The organism is Streptomyces polyasparticus, assembly GCF_014493765.1.
In the GTDB taxonomy this organism is placed as follows: domain Bacteria; phylum Actinomycetota; class Actinomycetes; order Streptomycetales; family Streptomycetaceae; genus Streptomyces; species Streptomyces polyasparticus.
The window spans coordinates 124,944-139,757 of sequence record NZ_JACTVJ010000010.1 but is presented as its reverse complement, the minus strand read 5'-3'; the positions used below and the strand labels follow the sequence as shown (position 1 = coordinate 139,757).

At 70.4% G+C, this 14,814-nt stretch carries 19 protein-coding genes; 8 read left to right on the top strand and 11 right to left on the bottom strand.

What is annotated here, in order from left to right; translation table 11 throughout:
* The first annotated feature begins 165 nt into the window (after window positions 1-165).
* Window positions 166-972, top strand: coding sequence for a hypothetical protein (locus H9Y04_RS20075; RefSeq protein ID WP_187815313.1), 807 nt, complete (start codon window positions 166-168; stop codon window positions 970-972).
* Between the two features lie 207 nt (window positions 973-1,179).
* Here the strand turns inward: H9Y04_RS20075 and H9Y04_RS20070 are convergent, their stop codons facing one another.
* Window positions 1,180-1,491 carry a hypothetical protein gene (locus tag H9Y04_RS20070; RefSeq protein WP_187815312.1) on the bottom strand — a complete coding sequence of 104 codons (312 nt, stop codon included), beginning with the start codon at window positions 1,489-1,491 and terminating at the stop codon, window positions 1,180-1,182.
* Between the two features lie 400 nt (window positions 1,492-1,891).
* Here H9Y04_RS20070 and H9Y04_RS20065 point away from each other — a divergent pair, with 400 nt between their 5' ends.
* Window positions 1,892-2,299, top strand: a complete 408-nt coding sequence (locus tag H9Y04_RS20065) for a CoA-binding protein (protein WP_187815311.1) — start codon at window positions 1,892-1,894, stop codon at window positions 2,297-2,299.
* A gap of 44 nt (window positions 2,300-2,343) precedes the next feature.
* Here the strand turns inward: H9Y04_RS20065 and H9Y04_RS20060 are convergent, their stop codons facing one another.
* The 6 genes from H9Y04_RS20060 to H9Y04_RS20035 form a co-directional block, all read right to left on the bottom strand.
* Complete coding sequence (locus H9Y04_RS20060) at window positions 2,344-2,838, bottom strand: TY-Chap domain-containing protein (protein WP_187815310.1); 495 nt, start codon at window positions 2,836-2,838, stop codon at window positions 2,344-2,346.
* A gap of 24 nt (window positions 2,839-2,862) precedes the next feature.
* Window positions 2,863-3,240: a VOC family protein gene (locus H9Y04_RS20055; protein WP_187815309.1), complete on the bottom strand. Its 378-nt coding sequence runs from the start codon at window positions 3,238-3,240 to the stop codon at window positions 2,863-2,865.
* 152 nt (window positions 3,241-3,392) lie between these two features.
* Entirely contained in the window at window positions 3,393-4,622 is a 1,230-nt protein-coding gene (locus H9Y04_RS20050) for an ROK family transcriptional regulator (RefSeq protein WP_187815308.1), read from the bottom strand.
* Window positions 4,623-4,635: 13 nt separating this feature from the next.
* Window positions 4,636-5,916: a sugar ABC transporter permease gene (locus tag H9Y04_RS20045; protein ID WP_308801045.1), complete on the bottom strand. Its 1,281-nt coding sequence runs from the start codon at window positions 5,914-5,916 to the stop codon at window positions 4,636-4,638.
* The gene (locus H9Y04_RS20040; RefSeq protein WP_187815307.1) at window positions 5,913-6,701 is read right to left on the bottom strand and encodes an ATP-binding cassette domain-containing protein; all 789 of its coding nucleotides are present in this window, start codon (window positions 6,699-6,701) and stop codon (window positions 5,913-5,915) included. Before H9Y04_RS20040 ends, H9Y04_RS20045 begins: the two co-directional genes overlap by 4 nt.
* Before the next feature lie 119 nt (window positions 6,702-6,820).
* Window positions 6,821-7,912 carry a sugar ABC transporter substrate-binding protein gene (locus tag H9Y04_RS20035; RefSeq protein ID WP_187815306.1) on the bottom strand — a complete coding sequence of 364 codons (1,092 nt, stop codon included), beginning with the start codon at window positions 7,910-7,912 and terminating at the stop codon, window positions 6,821-6,823.
* Between the two features lie 282 nt (window positions 7,913-8,194).
* Between H9Y04_RS20035 and H9Y04_RS20030 the strand changes: the two genes are divergently transcribed.
* On the top strand, window positions 8,195-8,446 hold the full coding sequence (locus tag H9Y04_RS20030) for an EF-hand domain-containing protein (RefSeq protein WP_187815305.1): 252 nt from the start codon (window positions 8,195-8,197) through the stop codon (window positions 8,444-8,446).
* 90 nt (window positions 8,447-8,536) lie between these two features.
* Here H9Y04_RS20030 and H9Y04_RS20025 read toward each other — a convergent pair whose 3' ends face one another.
* Window positions 8,537-8,854: a hypothetical protein gene (locus H9Y04_RS20025; protein WP_187815304.1), complete on the bottom strand. Its 318-nt coding sequence runs from the start codon at window positions 8,852-8,854 to the stop codon at window positions 8,537-8,539.
* A 194-nt stretch (window positions 8,855-9,048) separates the two neighbouring features.
* On the opposite strand from H9Y04_RS20025, the gene H9Y04_RS20020 reads away from it, so the two are divergent.
* Window positions 9,049-10,560, top strand: coding sequence for a carotenoid oxygenase family protein (locus H9Y04_RS20020; protein ID WP_268980491.1), 1,512 nt, complete (start codon window positions 9,049-9,051; stop codon window positions 10,558-10,560).
* On the opposite strand, the gene H9Y04_RS46850 is transcribed toward H9Y04_RS20020, so the two are convergent.
* The 3 genes from H9Y04_RS46850 to H9Y04_RS20005 all read right to left on the bottom strand — a co-directional run bounded on the left by H9Y04_RS46850 (window position 10,532) and on the right by H9Y04_RS20005 (window position 11,912).
* Window positions 10,532-10,846: a transcriptional regulator gene (locus H9Y04_RS46850; protein WP_187815303.1), complete on the bottom strand. Its 315-nt coding sequence runs from the start codon at window positions 10,844-10,846 to the stop codon at window positions 10,532-10,534. The two genes, H9Y04_RS20020 and H9Y04_RS46850, sit on opposite strands and share 29 nt — an antisense overlap.
* The gene (locus H9Y04_RS46845) at window positions 10,843-11,307 is read right to left on the bottom strand and encodes a hypothetical protein (RefSeq protein ID WP_187815302.1); all 465 of its coding nucleotides are present in this window, start codon (window positions 11,305-11,307) and stop codon (window positions 10,843-10,845) included. The genes H9Y04_RS46850 and H9Y04_RS46845 overlap by 4 nt, the downstream gene beginning before the upstream one ends.
* Window positions 11,308-11,495: 188 nt before the next feature.
* Window positions 11,496-11,912, bottom strand: a complete 417-nt coding sequence (locus tag H9Y04_RS20005) for a PPOX class F420-dependent oxidoreductase (RefSeq protein ID WP_187815301.1) — start codon at window positions 11,910-11,912, stop codon at window positions 11,496-11,498.
* 77 nt (window positions 11,913-11,989) lie between these two features.
* Here H9Y04_RS20005 and H9Y04_RS20000 point away from each other — a divergent pair, with 77 nt between their 5' ends.
* The 4 genes from H9Y04_RS20000 (at window position 11,990) to H9Y04_RS19985 (ending at window position 14,803) form a co-directional block, all read left to right on the top strand.
* Window positions 11,990-12,463: a small multi-drug export protein gene (locus H9Y04_RS20000; RefSeq protein WP_187815300.1), complete on the top strand. Its 474-nt coding sequence runs from the start codon at window positions 11,990-11,992 to the stop codon at window positions 12,461-12,463.
* Between the two features lie 102 nt (window positions 12,464-12,565).
* Window positions 12,566-13,132 (top strand): TetR/AcrR family transcriptional regulator, encoded by a 567-nt coding sequence (locus H9Y04_RS19995; RefSeq protein ID WP_187815299.1) that lies wholly within the window; start codon window positions 12,566-12,568, stop codon window positions 13,130-13,132.
* 124 nt (window positions 13,133-13,256) lie between these two features.
* Window positions 13,257-14,063 carry an enolase C-terminal domain-like protein gene (locus H9Y04_RS19990; RefSeq protein WP_187815298.1) on the top strand — a complete coding sequence of 269 codons (807 nt, stop codon included), beginning with the start codon at window positions 13,257-13,259 and terminating at the stop codon, window positions 14,061-14,063.
* Window positions 14,060-14,803, top strand: coding sequence for an SDR family NAD(P)-dependent oxidoreductase (locus H9Y04_RS19985; protein WP_187815297.1), 744 nt, complete (start codon window positions 14,060-14,062; stop codon window positions 14,801-14,803). Before H9Y04_RS19990 ends, H9Y04_RS19985 begins: the two co-directional genes overlap by 4 nt.
* The last annotated feature ends 11 nt before the right edge of the window (window positions 14,804-14,814 follow it).

The window sequence follows — 14,814 nt, the reverse complement described above, 5'->3', positions numbered from 1 at the left end:
AACACGCTGCGTGTTCGCGGTGAGCGACGTCGGACCTGAACTCCCTCACGGCTCGTCCGCAAGCGGCGCAGGTCGCTCGAACAGATGCACCGGAAGGACGCGGTCCGGCCCGTACGTTTCACTGAACGTGACGATCCGAGGGGGGTCGACTCCCCGGGAGTGTTCGTGCGCTTCGCCAAGACCTCCGTGGCCCTGACCGCCGCGGCCCTGCTGTCCGTCACCGCGCCGTCCGCGCTGGCGGACGACGACCCGCAGTACCCCAAGGCCAACCCGCCGGCAACCAACTGTCTGCCGTCCTTCTACAACCCGCCCACCGGGCAGAAGGACAAGCCCGCCGGGCACTACTACGACGACGCGCCGGACAAGAAGACGGCGTTCTGGTTCTTCGCCCAGTCCGGCAGCGGCACCCTGCCCCTGGGCCCCGAACTCGCGGCCGAGTTCAAGCGGGTCGGCATCAAGGCCGAGGCCATCTGCCCGGTCGGTCTCCTCAAGGACGGTCAGGGCTACTGGACCCCGGTCGGCTCCCAGGGCTACGACAACATCAACCTCGTCAACGGGCGGGTCTGGTACCCCGGCGGCTGGAAGTTCACCAACACCAAGACCGGCCGCTCCCACCGCATCGACGGCTTCTGGCTCGGCGACTTCCCGGTCCTCACGAAGGCCAGCGGCAACGCCTACATCGACGACAAGCGCGTCCCGCACGAGCTGGTGCTCTCCCGCTACGAGGGCGACGCGGCCAGGGAAGTCCTGGACATCCTCAACCCCCGTCTCAACGAGGGGAAGATCTCGTTCGGCCCTCAGGCCTGGAAGTACCCCCTCACGCCGGAGTACGTGAAGGAACTCAACGACACCCTGGGCACCAAGATCCAGCCCGGCTGGGTAGGCCTGACCCTCACCATCAACGCGGCGTTCGTCCCCGACCAGAACATGCCGCTCAAGCCGGGTTACGAAAGGGACGAGCCCGGCAACTGAAGCGCCGCGGTGCCGGGAACTGCCGCATGGGCTGCGGCAGTTCCCGGAGATGCAACTGTGGCCATGCTGCCGAGGCGGCTCGTCAGCAATCGTCCTCTGCGTACAAGGGACGACGGCCTGGCTCGCCAGTGAACCAAGGGCGTGCCCAGGAGGAAGGCGCCATACGCATTGGCGGGGTCCAGTTCGACCTCCGAGGTGAAGGGAGCCCTACTGGCCTGGCCGCTTGCCGTAGTAGGGCCTGACGGTGCCGGCCAACTTCCTTTGGATCAGTCTCAGCATGACGATCGTCTCCTCGTCACCGATCCCGGTGGTTGTCGGCCACTCGACACCCGAACCGGCGAGGTCACTCACGAACACGATCTCGGTGGCCAGGAGCGTCCGCGCCCAGTCCGCCGGCGTGAGCGGGGCGTCCTCACCGAGTGCATCCCTCAGCTTGAGGGTCCCCCGGACCAGGTCCTGCGCATCGGTGAAGCCCATCCCCACGGCGAGTTGGTCACTGCAGCGCGCCGGCCGCTCCATTCCATGAGCGCACGACGCAGCAGATCGACCTCGTCCTTCTCCAACAGCTCGCTCGGCCTCGGAATCCCTTGCGACATACAACAGCCCCTTCCCTCACTCATGTGACGCGCCGACGCTACGCAGCCGAGGCATGCGCAGCGCACAGGTATTTGTGCACTGCCGGTTGTCCACTCGGTAGACAGGATCACTCGGAGCGAGCTGCCCCGCTCGTCCGCGACGGCGAGGCCATCTGCGTGTCCTCCGCGCGAGCTCGTGCCGGTGTCAGGGGGAGCTCTGGGCCTGCGCGCGCTCGACCACCTCTCGTACGCCGTCAGGAATGATCGCGAACCCCTGACGTGTTGCACTGGTGCACCGGCGTACGAAGGGCCGGTTCGCAGCGAATGCGCCCAGGAGGCACAGCGTGGGAAACGAGAAGGACACCGTCCGCCAGATCCTCACCGAGCTCGGCGACACCTGGGCCGTCGTGGGCCTGTCGAACAACCAGGACCGCGCCGCCTACGGAGTCGCCCAGGTCCTTCAGCGGTACGGCAAGCGCGTCGTACCCGTACACCCGAAGGCCGAGACGGTCCACGGAGAGCAGGGCTACCCCTCTCTCGAGGCCATCCCCTTCGACGTGGACGTCGTGGACGTCTTCGTGAACAGCGAGCTGGCGGGCGCGGTCGCCGACGAGGCGGTCGCCAAGGGCGCCAAGGCGGTCTGGTTCCAGCTCGGCGTCGTCGACGAGGCGGCGTATGACCGGACGACGGAGGCGGGCCTGGAGATGGTGATGAACCGGTGCCCGGCTATTGAGATTCCGGCCCTGGGGTAACCGGACCACAGCGGGCGGCACGGCCCGCATCTCGCGCTCCAGAACTATGACGCAAAGGTCTCCCAGCGCCAGGTGCTGTCCGGGGCCCGGTCGCCGAGGACCGCAAGGGCGGCGGCGCACAGGCCGGCCAGCTCGTCGACGTGGCTCAGCGGTGCCTCGTACGAGAAGTTCCCGGCCGCGTTGCCCGCGTTCCTCCTGCCCGCCGGTGCCTCGGGGTCGGACCAGCCCAGCGCGACGATGCGCCGGTGCTGCTCCTCGCTGATGCCCCGGTAGGCGCCGGAGACGCACTCGGCGCTGAAGACGTCCTCGGCTCGGGCGCCGGGCGCGTCCGCGCCGTCCCACCGGATGAACTGCACGTAACGGCCCGTCTGTTGCCGGCCCTTCGGCTGCCGTGGCTGCCACCAGCGGCGGGGCGGTGCCGGGTCGCGCGGAGGATCCGGCTCGGTCACGACCAAGGTGCTGCCCGCCGGCAGGGCCCGCAGGGCCGAGGCGAGCCGCCCTCGGAACTGCTTCCACTCCGCTTCTTCCTTGAAGTCCACGATGCCGATGGTTGCAGACGGCCGTTACTTCATGGGAACGCCACCGGGCGGGGTCGCGAACACGCAGAACTCATTGCCCTCGGGGTCGGCCAGGACGATCCAGCGGAAGCCGCGTTCGTGCTGCTCGCAGGAGAGCGTGCGGGCTCCGATCCGTTCGAGACGTGCGGCCTCGCCCGCCAGGTCCTCGGCGCCGAGGTCGAGGTCGAGATGCATCCGGTTCTTGCCCTGCTTCGGCTCCGGAACCTGCTGCAGGAGAAGAGTGGGCGCGGGGGCCGGGCCGACCAGGCTCAGATACGGCGGCCCGTCGAACCCGCGCCGATAGTCGAGCGGGGCGAGCGCCGCGAGCCAGAACCCCGCCTGGGCCTCGGTGTCGACGCAGTCCAGTGTCACGACGATCTGCATGGCGGAACGGTAGGGGCTCCCGGTCCCGCGTCGCGAGCGGATTTCGAAGGGCCACGGGGTGTGCCCATGCCGAGGAAGGGGGCGGGACCGGTCGGCTTCGGTGTTTGACGGTGGCGGAACCCACTGCGCCACCGACAGTCCGACGCGATCGGCTACTGCGCCGGCTCCGCCGCCGTCCGTCCCTCGTGCCGGGCCAGCGCTTCCAGCGGGCCCACCAGGAGCTGGGAGAAGGCCAGTTCGGCGGCGCCGATGAGGACGGCGTCGTCGCCCAGCGCTCCCACGCGCAGCCTCAGATTCTCGCGCGAGGGGGTGAGGGCGTGGCTGTTGATACGGCTGCGGATCTGGGCGGCCGATGCGAGGAACACCTCGCGGAGCGTTCCGCCGAAGAGGACGGTGCGCGGGTTGAGGATGTTGACCAGGTTGGCGACACCGATGCCGAGCCAGTCGCCGATGTCGTGCAGGGCCCCGCGGGCGCGGACGTCACCTCGGTCGGCCGCTTCGACGACGGCGCGTACGGCCTCTCGGCCGGCGACGGACTGCCCTTGGCCCGCCGCCTCGAGGAGGGCGCGCTCACCGGCCTCGGCCTCGAGGCAGCCCCGGGCACCGCACCCGCAGCGTCTGCCGTCGCGGGGGTTGACCACCATGTGCCCCACCTCGCCGCCGTATCCGGCGTCGCCGCCGAGGAGGTGGCCGCCGGAGATGATGCCGCCGCCGATCCCGATGTCGCCGTGGAGGTACACCAGGTCCTCGCAGCCGGTACCGGCACCTCGCAGGTGCTCGGCGAGGGCGCCGAGACTGGCCTCGTTCTCGACCGTCACGGGGACACCGAGGCCCAGGCGGCGGGTGAGGTCCTCGCCGAACTCCTCGTCCACCCAGTCGATGTAGGGAGCGGCCCGGACCGTGCCGTCGGGTCTGCGCACGGTGCCGCGGACCGCGGCGCCCGCACCGACGCAGACGGTTCCGGGGCGGGCGGCGCCCACCATCTGCCGGACGAAGCCCGTGAGCGCCTCGGTCACTTCGGCGGCGCTGCGGTGGCCGGGCGGCAAGGGGGTCTCGCGTCGGTCGAGGAAGGCCCCGCCCAGGCCGATGCGTGCGGCGGTCAGGCGGTCCACGCCGACGTCGAAGGCCAGCACGTACGCCTGGTCGGACTCCGGCCGTACGACCAGGGAAGGCCGGCCGGCCCTGCCGGTGTCCCGGGGCAGTTCCTCACGCACCAGGCCCGCCGAGGCCAGTTCGCTGACGAGACCGAGGATGGTGCTGCGGTTGAGGCCCATGCGGTCGGTCAGGACCGCACGCGACAGCGAGCCGCTGATGTGCACGTGGCGGAGCAGGGTGCCCAGGTTGTGCCTGCGGATCTCCTCCAGCGAGGGACCGGCTTTCATCGCCCCCCAGACGTCATCGCTGTGCTGACCGGCGTCGGGACAGTGCGTCGACGCCTGCCGCCAAGAGCAGAACCGAACCCGTGACAGCGTACTTGACCCCTGAGCTGTACCCCATGAGACCCATGCCGTTCTGGATGACGGCGACGACCATGCCGCCGAGCACGGCGTCGACGGCCCGGCCCCGGCCGCCGAACAGGCTGGTTCCGCCGATCACCGCCGCGCCGACCGCGAGCAGCAGCACGTTGCTTCCGCCGGTGTTGGGGTCGACCGAGTTGCCCCGGGAGGCCGCGATGATGCCGCCGACCGCGGCCAGGGACGAGCAGATCACGAACGCGGAGATACGGATGGCCGCCACGTTGATGCCGGCTCGCCGTGCGGCTTCGGCGTTGCCGCCCACCGCGTAGAAGTGCAGTCCGAACGAGGTGCGCTGGAGCACGAACGTGGCGGCGACGAGCAGAACGACGATCACGGGAACCACGATCGGCACGCCCTTGAGCGAGTCGACGATGATGTTGCGGCTGCGCTCCTGGTTGAGGACCTGGACGGCGACCGCGCCGAGTACGGCGAGGCTCCCGATCCGGAACGCGAGCAGCGCGGGCGGAGCGGTGCTCAGGCCCCGCCGGGCGCGGTTGCGGTTCTGCCGGAACTGGACCGCCGCGTAGCCCACGACGCTGACCGCGAGAAGGACCCAACCCAGCACCGGGGAGAGGTTGTTGTTGGCGACGGCCAGGATCGTCTCGTCCCGGATGGAGATGTTCGTGCCCTCCTTCAGGAGCATCAGCACGATGCCCTGGAATCCGAGGAACGCGGCCAGGGTGACCACGAAGGATGGGATGCCGATCTTCGCCACGAGGACGCCGAGCAGCAGGCCGATGAGGGTGCCGGTCAGGATGGCCGCACCGACGGCTCCGTACCAGGGCCATCCGTGATTCGTGAGCAGGATGGCCAGGACGGCGGCGCAGACTCCGCTGGCGTACCCGGCGGACAGGTCGATCTCGCCGAGGAGCAGGACGAAGACGAGCCCCATGGCGATCGCGATGCTTCCCGCGCCCTGCGTGAGCAGGTTGGCGAAATTCAGATCGGACAGGAAGACGGGGCGCAGGGCGGAGAAGAAGGCGCACAGGACGATCAGTCCGAGTACGGCGGGAAGGGCGCCCAGTTCGCCGCCGCGGACCCGGCCGAGGTAGGCCCGGGCGATCGAGCGCAGACTCGTGGAGCTGTGCGTGGCGTTCCCGCTCGGCGGGCGCGGGTCGTCCGGCATGCCTGCCTTCCCGGGCGCGAGGTCGGCGGTCACAGTGTGACTCCGTTGGCGGTGGCAAGGCCGAGATCTCCGCTGCGGCCCGCGGTGATGAGTTCGATGACCTGGGAGTACGTCACGTCCGAGGCCTTGACCTGAGCCGCCATCCGGCCCAGGTACAGAGCGGCTATACGGTCGGACACCGCGAAGACGTCGTTCATGTTGTGCGAGATCAGGACGACGGCGATGCCGTTGTCGGCGAGCCGCCGCACCAGTTCGAGGACGTGTGCCGTCTGTGCGACACCGAGCGCGGCGGTCGGCTCGTCGAGGATGACCACCTTGCTGTTCCACAGCACCGCCTTGGCGATGGCCACCGTCTGCCGCTGGCCGCCGGAGAGGCTGGAGACCTGCTGGCGGATCGACTTGACGGTGCGTACCGAAAGCCCGTCGAGGGTCTTGGCGGCCAACTCCTCCATCGTGGCGTCGTCGAGGACGAGACCGCGGCGCTTCTCCCGGCCGAGGAACATGTTCTGGACGATGTCGAGGTTGTCGCAGAGCGCCAGGTCCTGGTACACGATCTCGACGCCGAGGGCCGCGGCGTCGCGCGGGCTGTGCACGTGGACCGGCTCGTTCTCGAACAGGTACTCCCCGCCGTCGATCGGATGGATGCCGCCGATGCATTTGACCAGGGTGGACTTGCCGGCTCCGTTGTCCCCCACGAGGGCGGTCACCTCGCCGAGGCGGATGTCGAAGGACACGTCGTGCAGCACCTGCACGGGGCCGAAACTCTTGTCGATCCCGCGCAGTTGGACGATCGGAGTCGCGGTGGGGGTCGCTGTCATGGAAGACGGCTCCTTACGGTCGTGAGACCGCGGGCCCACGGGGGCGTCAGGTCCCCGGGGCCCGCGGCAGGCCCGGCTCGCAGCATGTGGTGACGGCTCGAACCGGCCGGTCAGCGGTGCTACTCGATGCCGGCTTCGGTGCACAGGGCGGCGTACTTGCCCGTGCACAGCTCCTCCTTGGTGACGAAGCCGTCGTCGACGACGTCCTTCACGTTCTCCTTGTAGATGGCCACCGGCGTCTCGAGTACGGAGGGCACCTCGCGCTTGCCCTCGGGGTCCTCGACGGTCGCGTTCGTCGTGCCCTTCTCGCCCTTGGCCAGCGAGATCGCGAGCCGCGCGGTGGCGTCCGCCTCCTTCTTGACCGCCTTGTAGACCGTCATGCACTGGTCGCCCGCCAGGATGTTCTGCAGGCCCTGCACGGTGGCGTCCTGTCCGGTGACCGGGACCTGGCCGTTGCGGCGTTCCTTGCGCAGTACGGCGATGACGGCGTTGCCGAGTCCGTCATTGGCCGCGAGCACACCACCGATCTTCGGCTGGCTGGTGAGCATCTGCTCGAAGATGGTGCCGGCCTGGGCGTTGTCCCAGTCGGGGACGGACTGATCGGGGCCCTTGACGTACTCGCCCGCCTTGTACTTGGGATCGAGGACGCCGTTGTAACCCTGGGCGAACAGGGTGGCGTTGTTGTCGGTCGGCGAACCGTTGAGCGTGGCCACGATCGGCTTCTGGGCCTTCATGTCGGTCAGGCACTTGCTCAGGCCCTCGCCCTGGAGCTTGCCGACCGCGGTGTTGTCGAAGCTGACGTAGTACTGCGCGGAGCCGCCGAGGGTGAGCCGGTCGTAGTCGATCGTGGCGACGCCCTGCGACTTGGCCTTGTCGAGTACCGCCTTGCCGGTGCCGCTGTCGAGGTTGACGATCACCAGGACGTTCACCCCGCTGGTGATCATCTGGTCGGCGATGGTCTGGAACTGCTGCTTGTCACCCTGTGCGTTCTGGATGTCGTAGTCGACCCCGGCCGCCTTGAACGCCTCACCGAGGTACTTGCGGTCCGCGGTCTCCCATCGGGCAGAGGACTTGCTGTCCGGCAGGATCACGCCGATCTTCGGCTTCTTCGCACCGGACCCGGAGCTTTCTCCACCCGAGTCGGAGCCACACGCGGTGAGCGAGCCGGCCAGTGACAGGGCGGCGACGGTGGAGAGGAGTCCCTTGCGCATGGGCAGGGTCCTTTCTGGTGTGACGACCGGACGACCGGACGCACGAAGTGAAGGGAGGAACGAGAGGCGCTCCAGGGCGAATTGCCGGGACTCGGGTGATGCGCCCGACTGAATGTTGTGAGCGGGAACTTATGACGCTCCGACGATTGCCGCCAGACCCAGCGCAGCGCTATTTGCCATCGGCGATAACAATTGGGTGACGCCGCCGCGGCGCGGGCCGCCCACGGTGCCGTGCATAGGATGCAAAGCCACAGGTCCGGCCACGTATACGGGGATTCCGCGATGAGCGACAAGGCACGCAAACTCTTCAACGCACTCGATCTCAACGGCGACGGTCAGCTGACCCGCGACGAGGTGATCAACGCGCTGCGCACGAAGGGCCCCACGCTCGCCGCCCAGGGCGACCTGCCGTTCTGGGGAGTCCAGGACGCGGAGGCCTCGTCGGCGCTGTTCGATGCGGCGGACAAGAACGGGGACGCGGTGCTGAGCTTCGAGGAGTTCGCCCAGGAGGTGGACCGGAAGTTCGGCTGGTAGCCGCGCGCGACAGCTCGGCGGACGGGGAGAGCTCAGCCGGGCGGACCGGATACGCCTGCTCCGCCTCAGGCCGGATACGCCTGCTCCGCCTCAGGCCGGATACGCGTACTCGACGTGGATCAGACGCGCGACGCCGAGCAGCAGCAACACCGCCGGCAGCAGCAGCCACCAGTTGGGGAGCGTTCCGCGCCGAACCGGCACGTACGTGAGGAGCAGGGTGAGCGTGCCGAGGACGCACAGGAAGACGGCCGCCGCGGCGATTCCGTCGATCGCGGCCGCATCCCAGGCGCCTTCGGGGCGGATGAACACGGCGCCGTAGCCGACATAGCAGCCGAGCAGATTCGCCAGTGCGAGCAGGGCCGTCCACGATCCGCGCGCCGCACCGGATACGCGTCCTGCCTCACTCACTTGGGGGCGCTCCTCGCGTCGTCCTGGTTCCCGTCGAAGCACCGACCACAGGTGCGGGCGTCGACATTCTGCCAATGCGGCCGGGCGTTGCGGCGGACACCCTCATCGCCCGCCAGGGGTCGACCCGGGCCTGGTTGCGCTGGATGGTGGAGGGCAGGGGCCAACGCCCCGCCGGACCCATCGAGGAGGCCGTCATGGCCGACCAGGGAAATCCGTATCTGCGGGGGCTGTTCGCCCCGGTGCGCGAGGAGATCACCGCACATGATCTGCCGGTGAGCGGGCGGATCCCCGACGGCCTGGAGGGGCGGTATCTGCGCAACGGGCCCAATCCGCTGGGCGTCGACGACCCGGCCGCGTACCACTGGTTCAGCGGTCCCGGCATGGTGCACGGGGTGCGGCTGCGGGACGGGCAGGCGCAGTGGTACCGCAACCGCTGGGTGCGCAACGACGCGATGGCCGCGGCGCTCGGGGACAAGCCGGTGCACGGGCCGCGCCACTTGGACATGGACCTGGCCCCCAACACACACATCCTGAACTTCGCGGGCCGCAATCTCGCCACCGTCGAGGGCGGAGCACTCCCCTATGAGCTGGACGGCGAGCTCAACACCCTTGGCCCGTACGACTTCCAGGGCACGCTGCCGGGCGGCTTCGCCGCGCACACCACGCTCGACCCGGTCGGCGGTGAGCTGCACGCCGTGGCGTACTGCTGGGCGTATCCCCATGTGCAGTATCTGGTCGTGGGGACCGACGGGCGGATCCGCAGGTCGGTCGACATCCCCGTCGAGGGGCGGCCGATGATGCACGACTTCTCGCTCACCGCCTCGTATGTGCTGCTGCACGACCTCCCGGTGGTCTTCAACCCGGATCCGGCCACATCGACTTCGTCGCTGCCGTACATCTGGGATCCCGAGCGCACACCGCGGCTCGGCGTGCTGCCGCGCGAGGGGCGGGCCGAGGACGTGCGGTGGCTGGAGATCGAGCCCTGCTTCGTCTTCCACCCCATGAGCGCGTACGAGAACGAGGCCGGGCAGATCACCGTCCATCTGGTGCGCTACGACCGGATGTTCGCGGGACAGAACAGCCGCGGGCCGGACGAGACGCCGCCGCGGCTCGTCCGCTGGAACGTCGACCCGGCCGCCGGCACGGTGCGTGAGGATGGGCTCGACGAGAGGGCCGTGGAGTTCCCGCGCATCGACCCGCGACGCGAGACCAGCCGCCACCGCTACGGCTACGGCGTGCTCGAACCCACCGACGGCTACGCCGCCGAGCGCGCCCGGCGCCACCTCCTCTCCCCCACCGCACCGGCGCCCGACCTCGGCCAAGTCGGCGTCGGCATCGTCAAGTTCGACCTGGAGCGGGGCAGCAGCGAGGTGCACCGCTTCCATCGGGACGGAGATGTCGGCGAAGGCGTCTTCGTGCCGTCGACGGACAGCGGAGCCGAGGACGACGGCTGGATCCTGTCATACGTCTTCGATCCCGAGCGGGGCGCCACGGACCTGGTGATCCTCGCGGCGCAGGACCTCGGCGGTCAGCCGTCGCGCGGGTCCATCTGCCGGTACGGGTGCCGATCGGATTCCACGGCAACTGGATGCCGGATCGGGCGAGTTGATGCTCGACGCGGGGGCGGAGTCCGTCAGGTACGGGGCGAACCCTGCGCGCTGAACGGCCGATGTCGGGTCACTCCGCCGCGGGCAGATGGCGGGTGAGCCGGCGGAGCTCCGCGATATGCCCCTGAAGGGCCTGCCGCCCCCGACCGGTGAGACTGACCCAGGTCCGCACCCGGCCACCGCGCCCGGTCGGCTTCGTCAGCGTGACGTACCCGGCCTCCTGCAAGGTCCGCAGCTGCTTGCTCACCACGGCGTCGGACACCCCGAGCAGCTCCCGTAGCACCGAGAACTCGGTTTCGGCGGTCGCCGCGAGCGCCACGCAGATACGCAGCCGGTTGGGCGCGTGAATGATCTCGTCGAACCGAGGCCCGGGCTCGGCACTCACCCGGCATCGCTCCCCTCGGCGATGTCCTGCCGCAGCGCGGAGTCGTACGCGAAACCGAGCAGCACGGTCGCAAGCAGCGAGCCGACGGCAAGGGCCGCCACCGCGCCCACGGCTTCCCTGCCGAGGAGCGCCGCTCCCCAGATCGCCCCCAGCGCCACCATCATGCGGACCGCCATCAGCGCATTGGCGCGCGGCCCGCGCGGCCAGGTGGGAGTGACACCCGTCGCGCGCCGGGCGCACAGCACGAGCACCGTGGCGCCGAGCACGAGCACCCCGAACGAGACCAGCGTCCAGAGCCCCTCGGCCACCCCGTTCACCACGACCTGCTGGGCGACGAGCAACCCGAGCCCGCCATGGAACCACCACGGCGACCCGACCCGCTCACTCACCCAGCCACGGGCGCGGCGGATGTCGTCCAGCGCGCCCCGCGCATCGACCGACTTACCCGAGTCGCTTTCCATACTGGAAAGCTACTCTTGACTTTCCAACCCGGCAAGTCATCTTCCCGCGACGGCGGGCCCCCAGGGCCGCTTCCGGTCGACGACAAGGCCGACGCCGGACAGACCGCCCGCCGGCAGCCGCGCAGCCCAACCGCCGACGAGGGCCCGCACGAGACGTCCGGGCGGATGCGGCAGGGCGCCCGCGAGAGTCACTCCAGCAGCCGGATGCGGATCCCCACCGTGCGATGCCCGGCTCCCTTCAGCCGGCTGCCCAACAGGCCGAGCCGCGCGACGAGTCCGTACTTGCGCTTCATCAAGTCGAGGTAGTGAACGGTGTCCTCGGCCGCGGGCAAGTCGGCCACACCCGGCACGGGTTCGCCCATCGGGGTTCCCCGCCAGTCGCAGGGGGCGACGGTCACCCGGCCGCTGTTGCGGATCCGTTTGACCTTGCCGGCGTCGGCCGCGCTCCACACGGCCAGGCAGTCACCGTCCCGCATCACCCACACCGGAGTGGGCACGGCCCGCCCGTCCCGGCGGAACGTCGTCAGAAGGACGTACCTGGATGCCCCCAGCCGTTCAACTGGGCTGCCCGGTGCGGATGTTGAGGCCGATGAGGAGGTCGTCATGGCGATAGAGTAACTGGTTAGTTATGTTGCTGCCGTCGCGAACCGACACGGCATCCGCCCCACGACGAGAGTGATACGTGCTGAACTTCGCCTGGGCCGTGCTCGCCGGATTCGCCCTCGGCACCCCGGCCGTTCCCTTCGGCCTCTCGATCTCCCTCGCTCCGCCCGTCGCGCTCGTCGCCGTGCTCCTCGGCGCGGCCGGATGCCTGCTGTCCGCCGTCTTCGCGGCCGGGTGGCTGCGCACCCGATGGCTGCTCCGGCGCTCGGAACGGCGGCCCGCCACCGCCGGATCGCCGCCCGCAAAGCGCCGGAACCGCCTCGACGGCCCCACCGGCCGGCGGGCCGGGCGCGTGGTGAACCGGTACGGCGTCATCGGTTTTGGCATCATCGGCCCCGCTCTCTTCGGCACCTGGGGATCGGCCGTGCTGGGCACGGCACTCGGCCTGCCGCGGTGGCGGCTGATCGGCTGGCTCATGGCGGGCGTCACTCTGTGGTGCACCGTCCTGCTGCTCGCCTCCGAGGCGCTGATCGAAGCCCTCGGACTGAGGTGACGACACGTCGCGCACGGCCCCTGTTGCACCGGGTCAGCGCCCCGAGTTGCACCGGGTCAGCGCCCCGAAAGGACACGTCAGCCGGTTGTTAGCATGACCTCCATGTCCCGAGCCGAGGCCACGAAGGCGCGCATCCTCCAAGCGGCGACCGAGGAGTTCGCGGCATACGGGATCGCGGGAGCCCGTGTCGACCGGATCGCCACAGCCGCCTCGGCGAACAAGAACCTGATCTACGTCTACTTCCGCAACAAGGACGGGCTCTTCGACGCCGTCTTCGACGCGCACCTCGGGCGAGGCCTCGACATGGTGCCCTTCACGCCCGACGACCTCCCTGAATACGCGGGGCGCCTGTTCGACTTCTACCAGAAGCACCCCGAGGTACTCCGCCTGGCGACCTGGCACCGCCTTGAACGCGGCACCGCCGCCGAACGGGACCCTGCCGTCGCCAAGCCGACTCACGACGACAAGCTCGCCTCGCTGGAAGCCGTACGGAAGGACCGAGCGGACACACCGGACTTCAGCCCGGCCGCACTGCTCACCCTCGTCCTGGCCATCGCCTCGGCGTGGAGCCCGACGAATGCCGCGAGCACGCTGGGGGCGGCCGGCCCGCCCTCGGACCCGGCGGAATGCCGGAACGCGATCGTGCAGGCCGTGCGACGCCTCGTGTGACGGCGCGTCCTGGCTGCCGGGCGCCTCGCCGTGCCGGTCGCCCACCTGGTGGACCTCCCCGACCCACCCCTGGTCGCCCCTCCGGCCGGCCGCTGTCGACCGACCCCTGCTGAAAGGCCCCCGCGTGACCGCACCGATAGCCGACACCTCCGCCCGGAAATCCGCTGACGGTCTCGTCCGGGTCCCCGTCACCACGCGCACCACCTGGCTCCTTGTCCAACAGGGCCGCGGGTGGGGCGAGTTGTCGGACATCCCGGAGGCGGAGGCGGCCCGGCTGCTCGCCGCGCACGGGTGCGCGCGCGAGGGGCTGCCCGACACCTTCGAGGGCCGTACGGTGGCGGGCGGTCTGGCCACCGCCGAGGCGGACGCGGCAGCGCGCGCGGCCGGTCTGCCCCTCGCGGACTGGCTGGCCGCCCGCATCGGCCGCCCGGTGCAGCGCCGGGTGATCCCGCTGTACGCCAATATCAACCGGGCGCTGACCGCGCGCACGCCGCAGGCCGCTGCCGCGCTGGCCCGCGAGGCGGTCGCGGCGGGCCACACGACGGTGAAGATCGCGCCGTTCGACGGTCTGACGGGCCCCGGACGGATCGAGCGGGGGCTCGAACTGGCCCATGCCGTCCGTGAGGCCATCGGCTCCGAGGCCGAACTCCTTCTCGACGCCCACCACTTGCTGTCCGTCGCCGAAGTCATCGCCCATGCCCGGGTGTTCACCGAGCTGCGGCTCGGCCGGCTGGAGGACTCGGCCCGCCTCGACGACGTACCGGGCCTGCATCGCGTACGGGATGCGATCGACGCACCTCTGGCGGGCGGCGAGGTCCGGTGGCGCGCAGCCACGGCTTCGCCGCCCGAACCGCTGACCGCCGCGGCCTACGCCCTCGGCCCCGCACCGGGCCTCGGCATCACCCCGCTCACCGAAAGGCGACCCGCATGACGACCGCACTGGTACTCGGCGCCGCCGGCGGCATCGGCCGCGCCGTCGTGGACCGGTTCGCCCGGGACGGCATCGGCATCGTGGCCGTGGACCGGAACCCCGCCGTGCTCCGACTCCCCCACGTGGCAGCCGCGTTCGAGGGCGACGCCACCGACGCGGGCCTCCTGGCCGAGGCGTTCGACGCGGCGCCCGAGCCGCCGTCGGTCCTCGTCCACGCGCTGCTGTGGGAACGCAGGGCGCCGCTGGCCGAGTTGACGGCCGAGGTGTGGCACCGGGCCCTGGACGTCGGCCTGGTGTCCGCCTGGCAGGCGGCCGCCGAGCTCGTGCGCCGCAAGGCCGAAGGGCCCGCTTCGGTCGTCCTCGTCGGCTCCGTGCACGCCCACGGCGCGGCGCCGGGCAGCGCCCCGTACGCCGTCGCCAAGGCCGGACTCGGCGCGCTCGCCCGCGCCCCGGCCACCGAGTGGGGCGGCCTGGGCGTGCGCACGAACGTGGTCGAGCCCGGCTTCGTCGCCGTCGACCGAAACGCCCACCGCTGGCAGGACCCCGCCGAAGCGGACCGCGTCCGGGCCGCCTACCCGCTGGGCCGGCTCTGCACCCCGGAGGAGATCGCCGAGGTGGTCGCCTTCCTCGCCGGGCCTTCGTCCTCGTACGTCAACGGCGTCTGCCTTCCGGTCGACGGCGGAGCACTCGCGGTGCTTCCCGAGGTGCATGTGCCCGGGCCTGCAGACCGCCGGGTGTGACCTGCACGGGG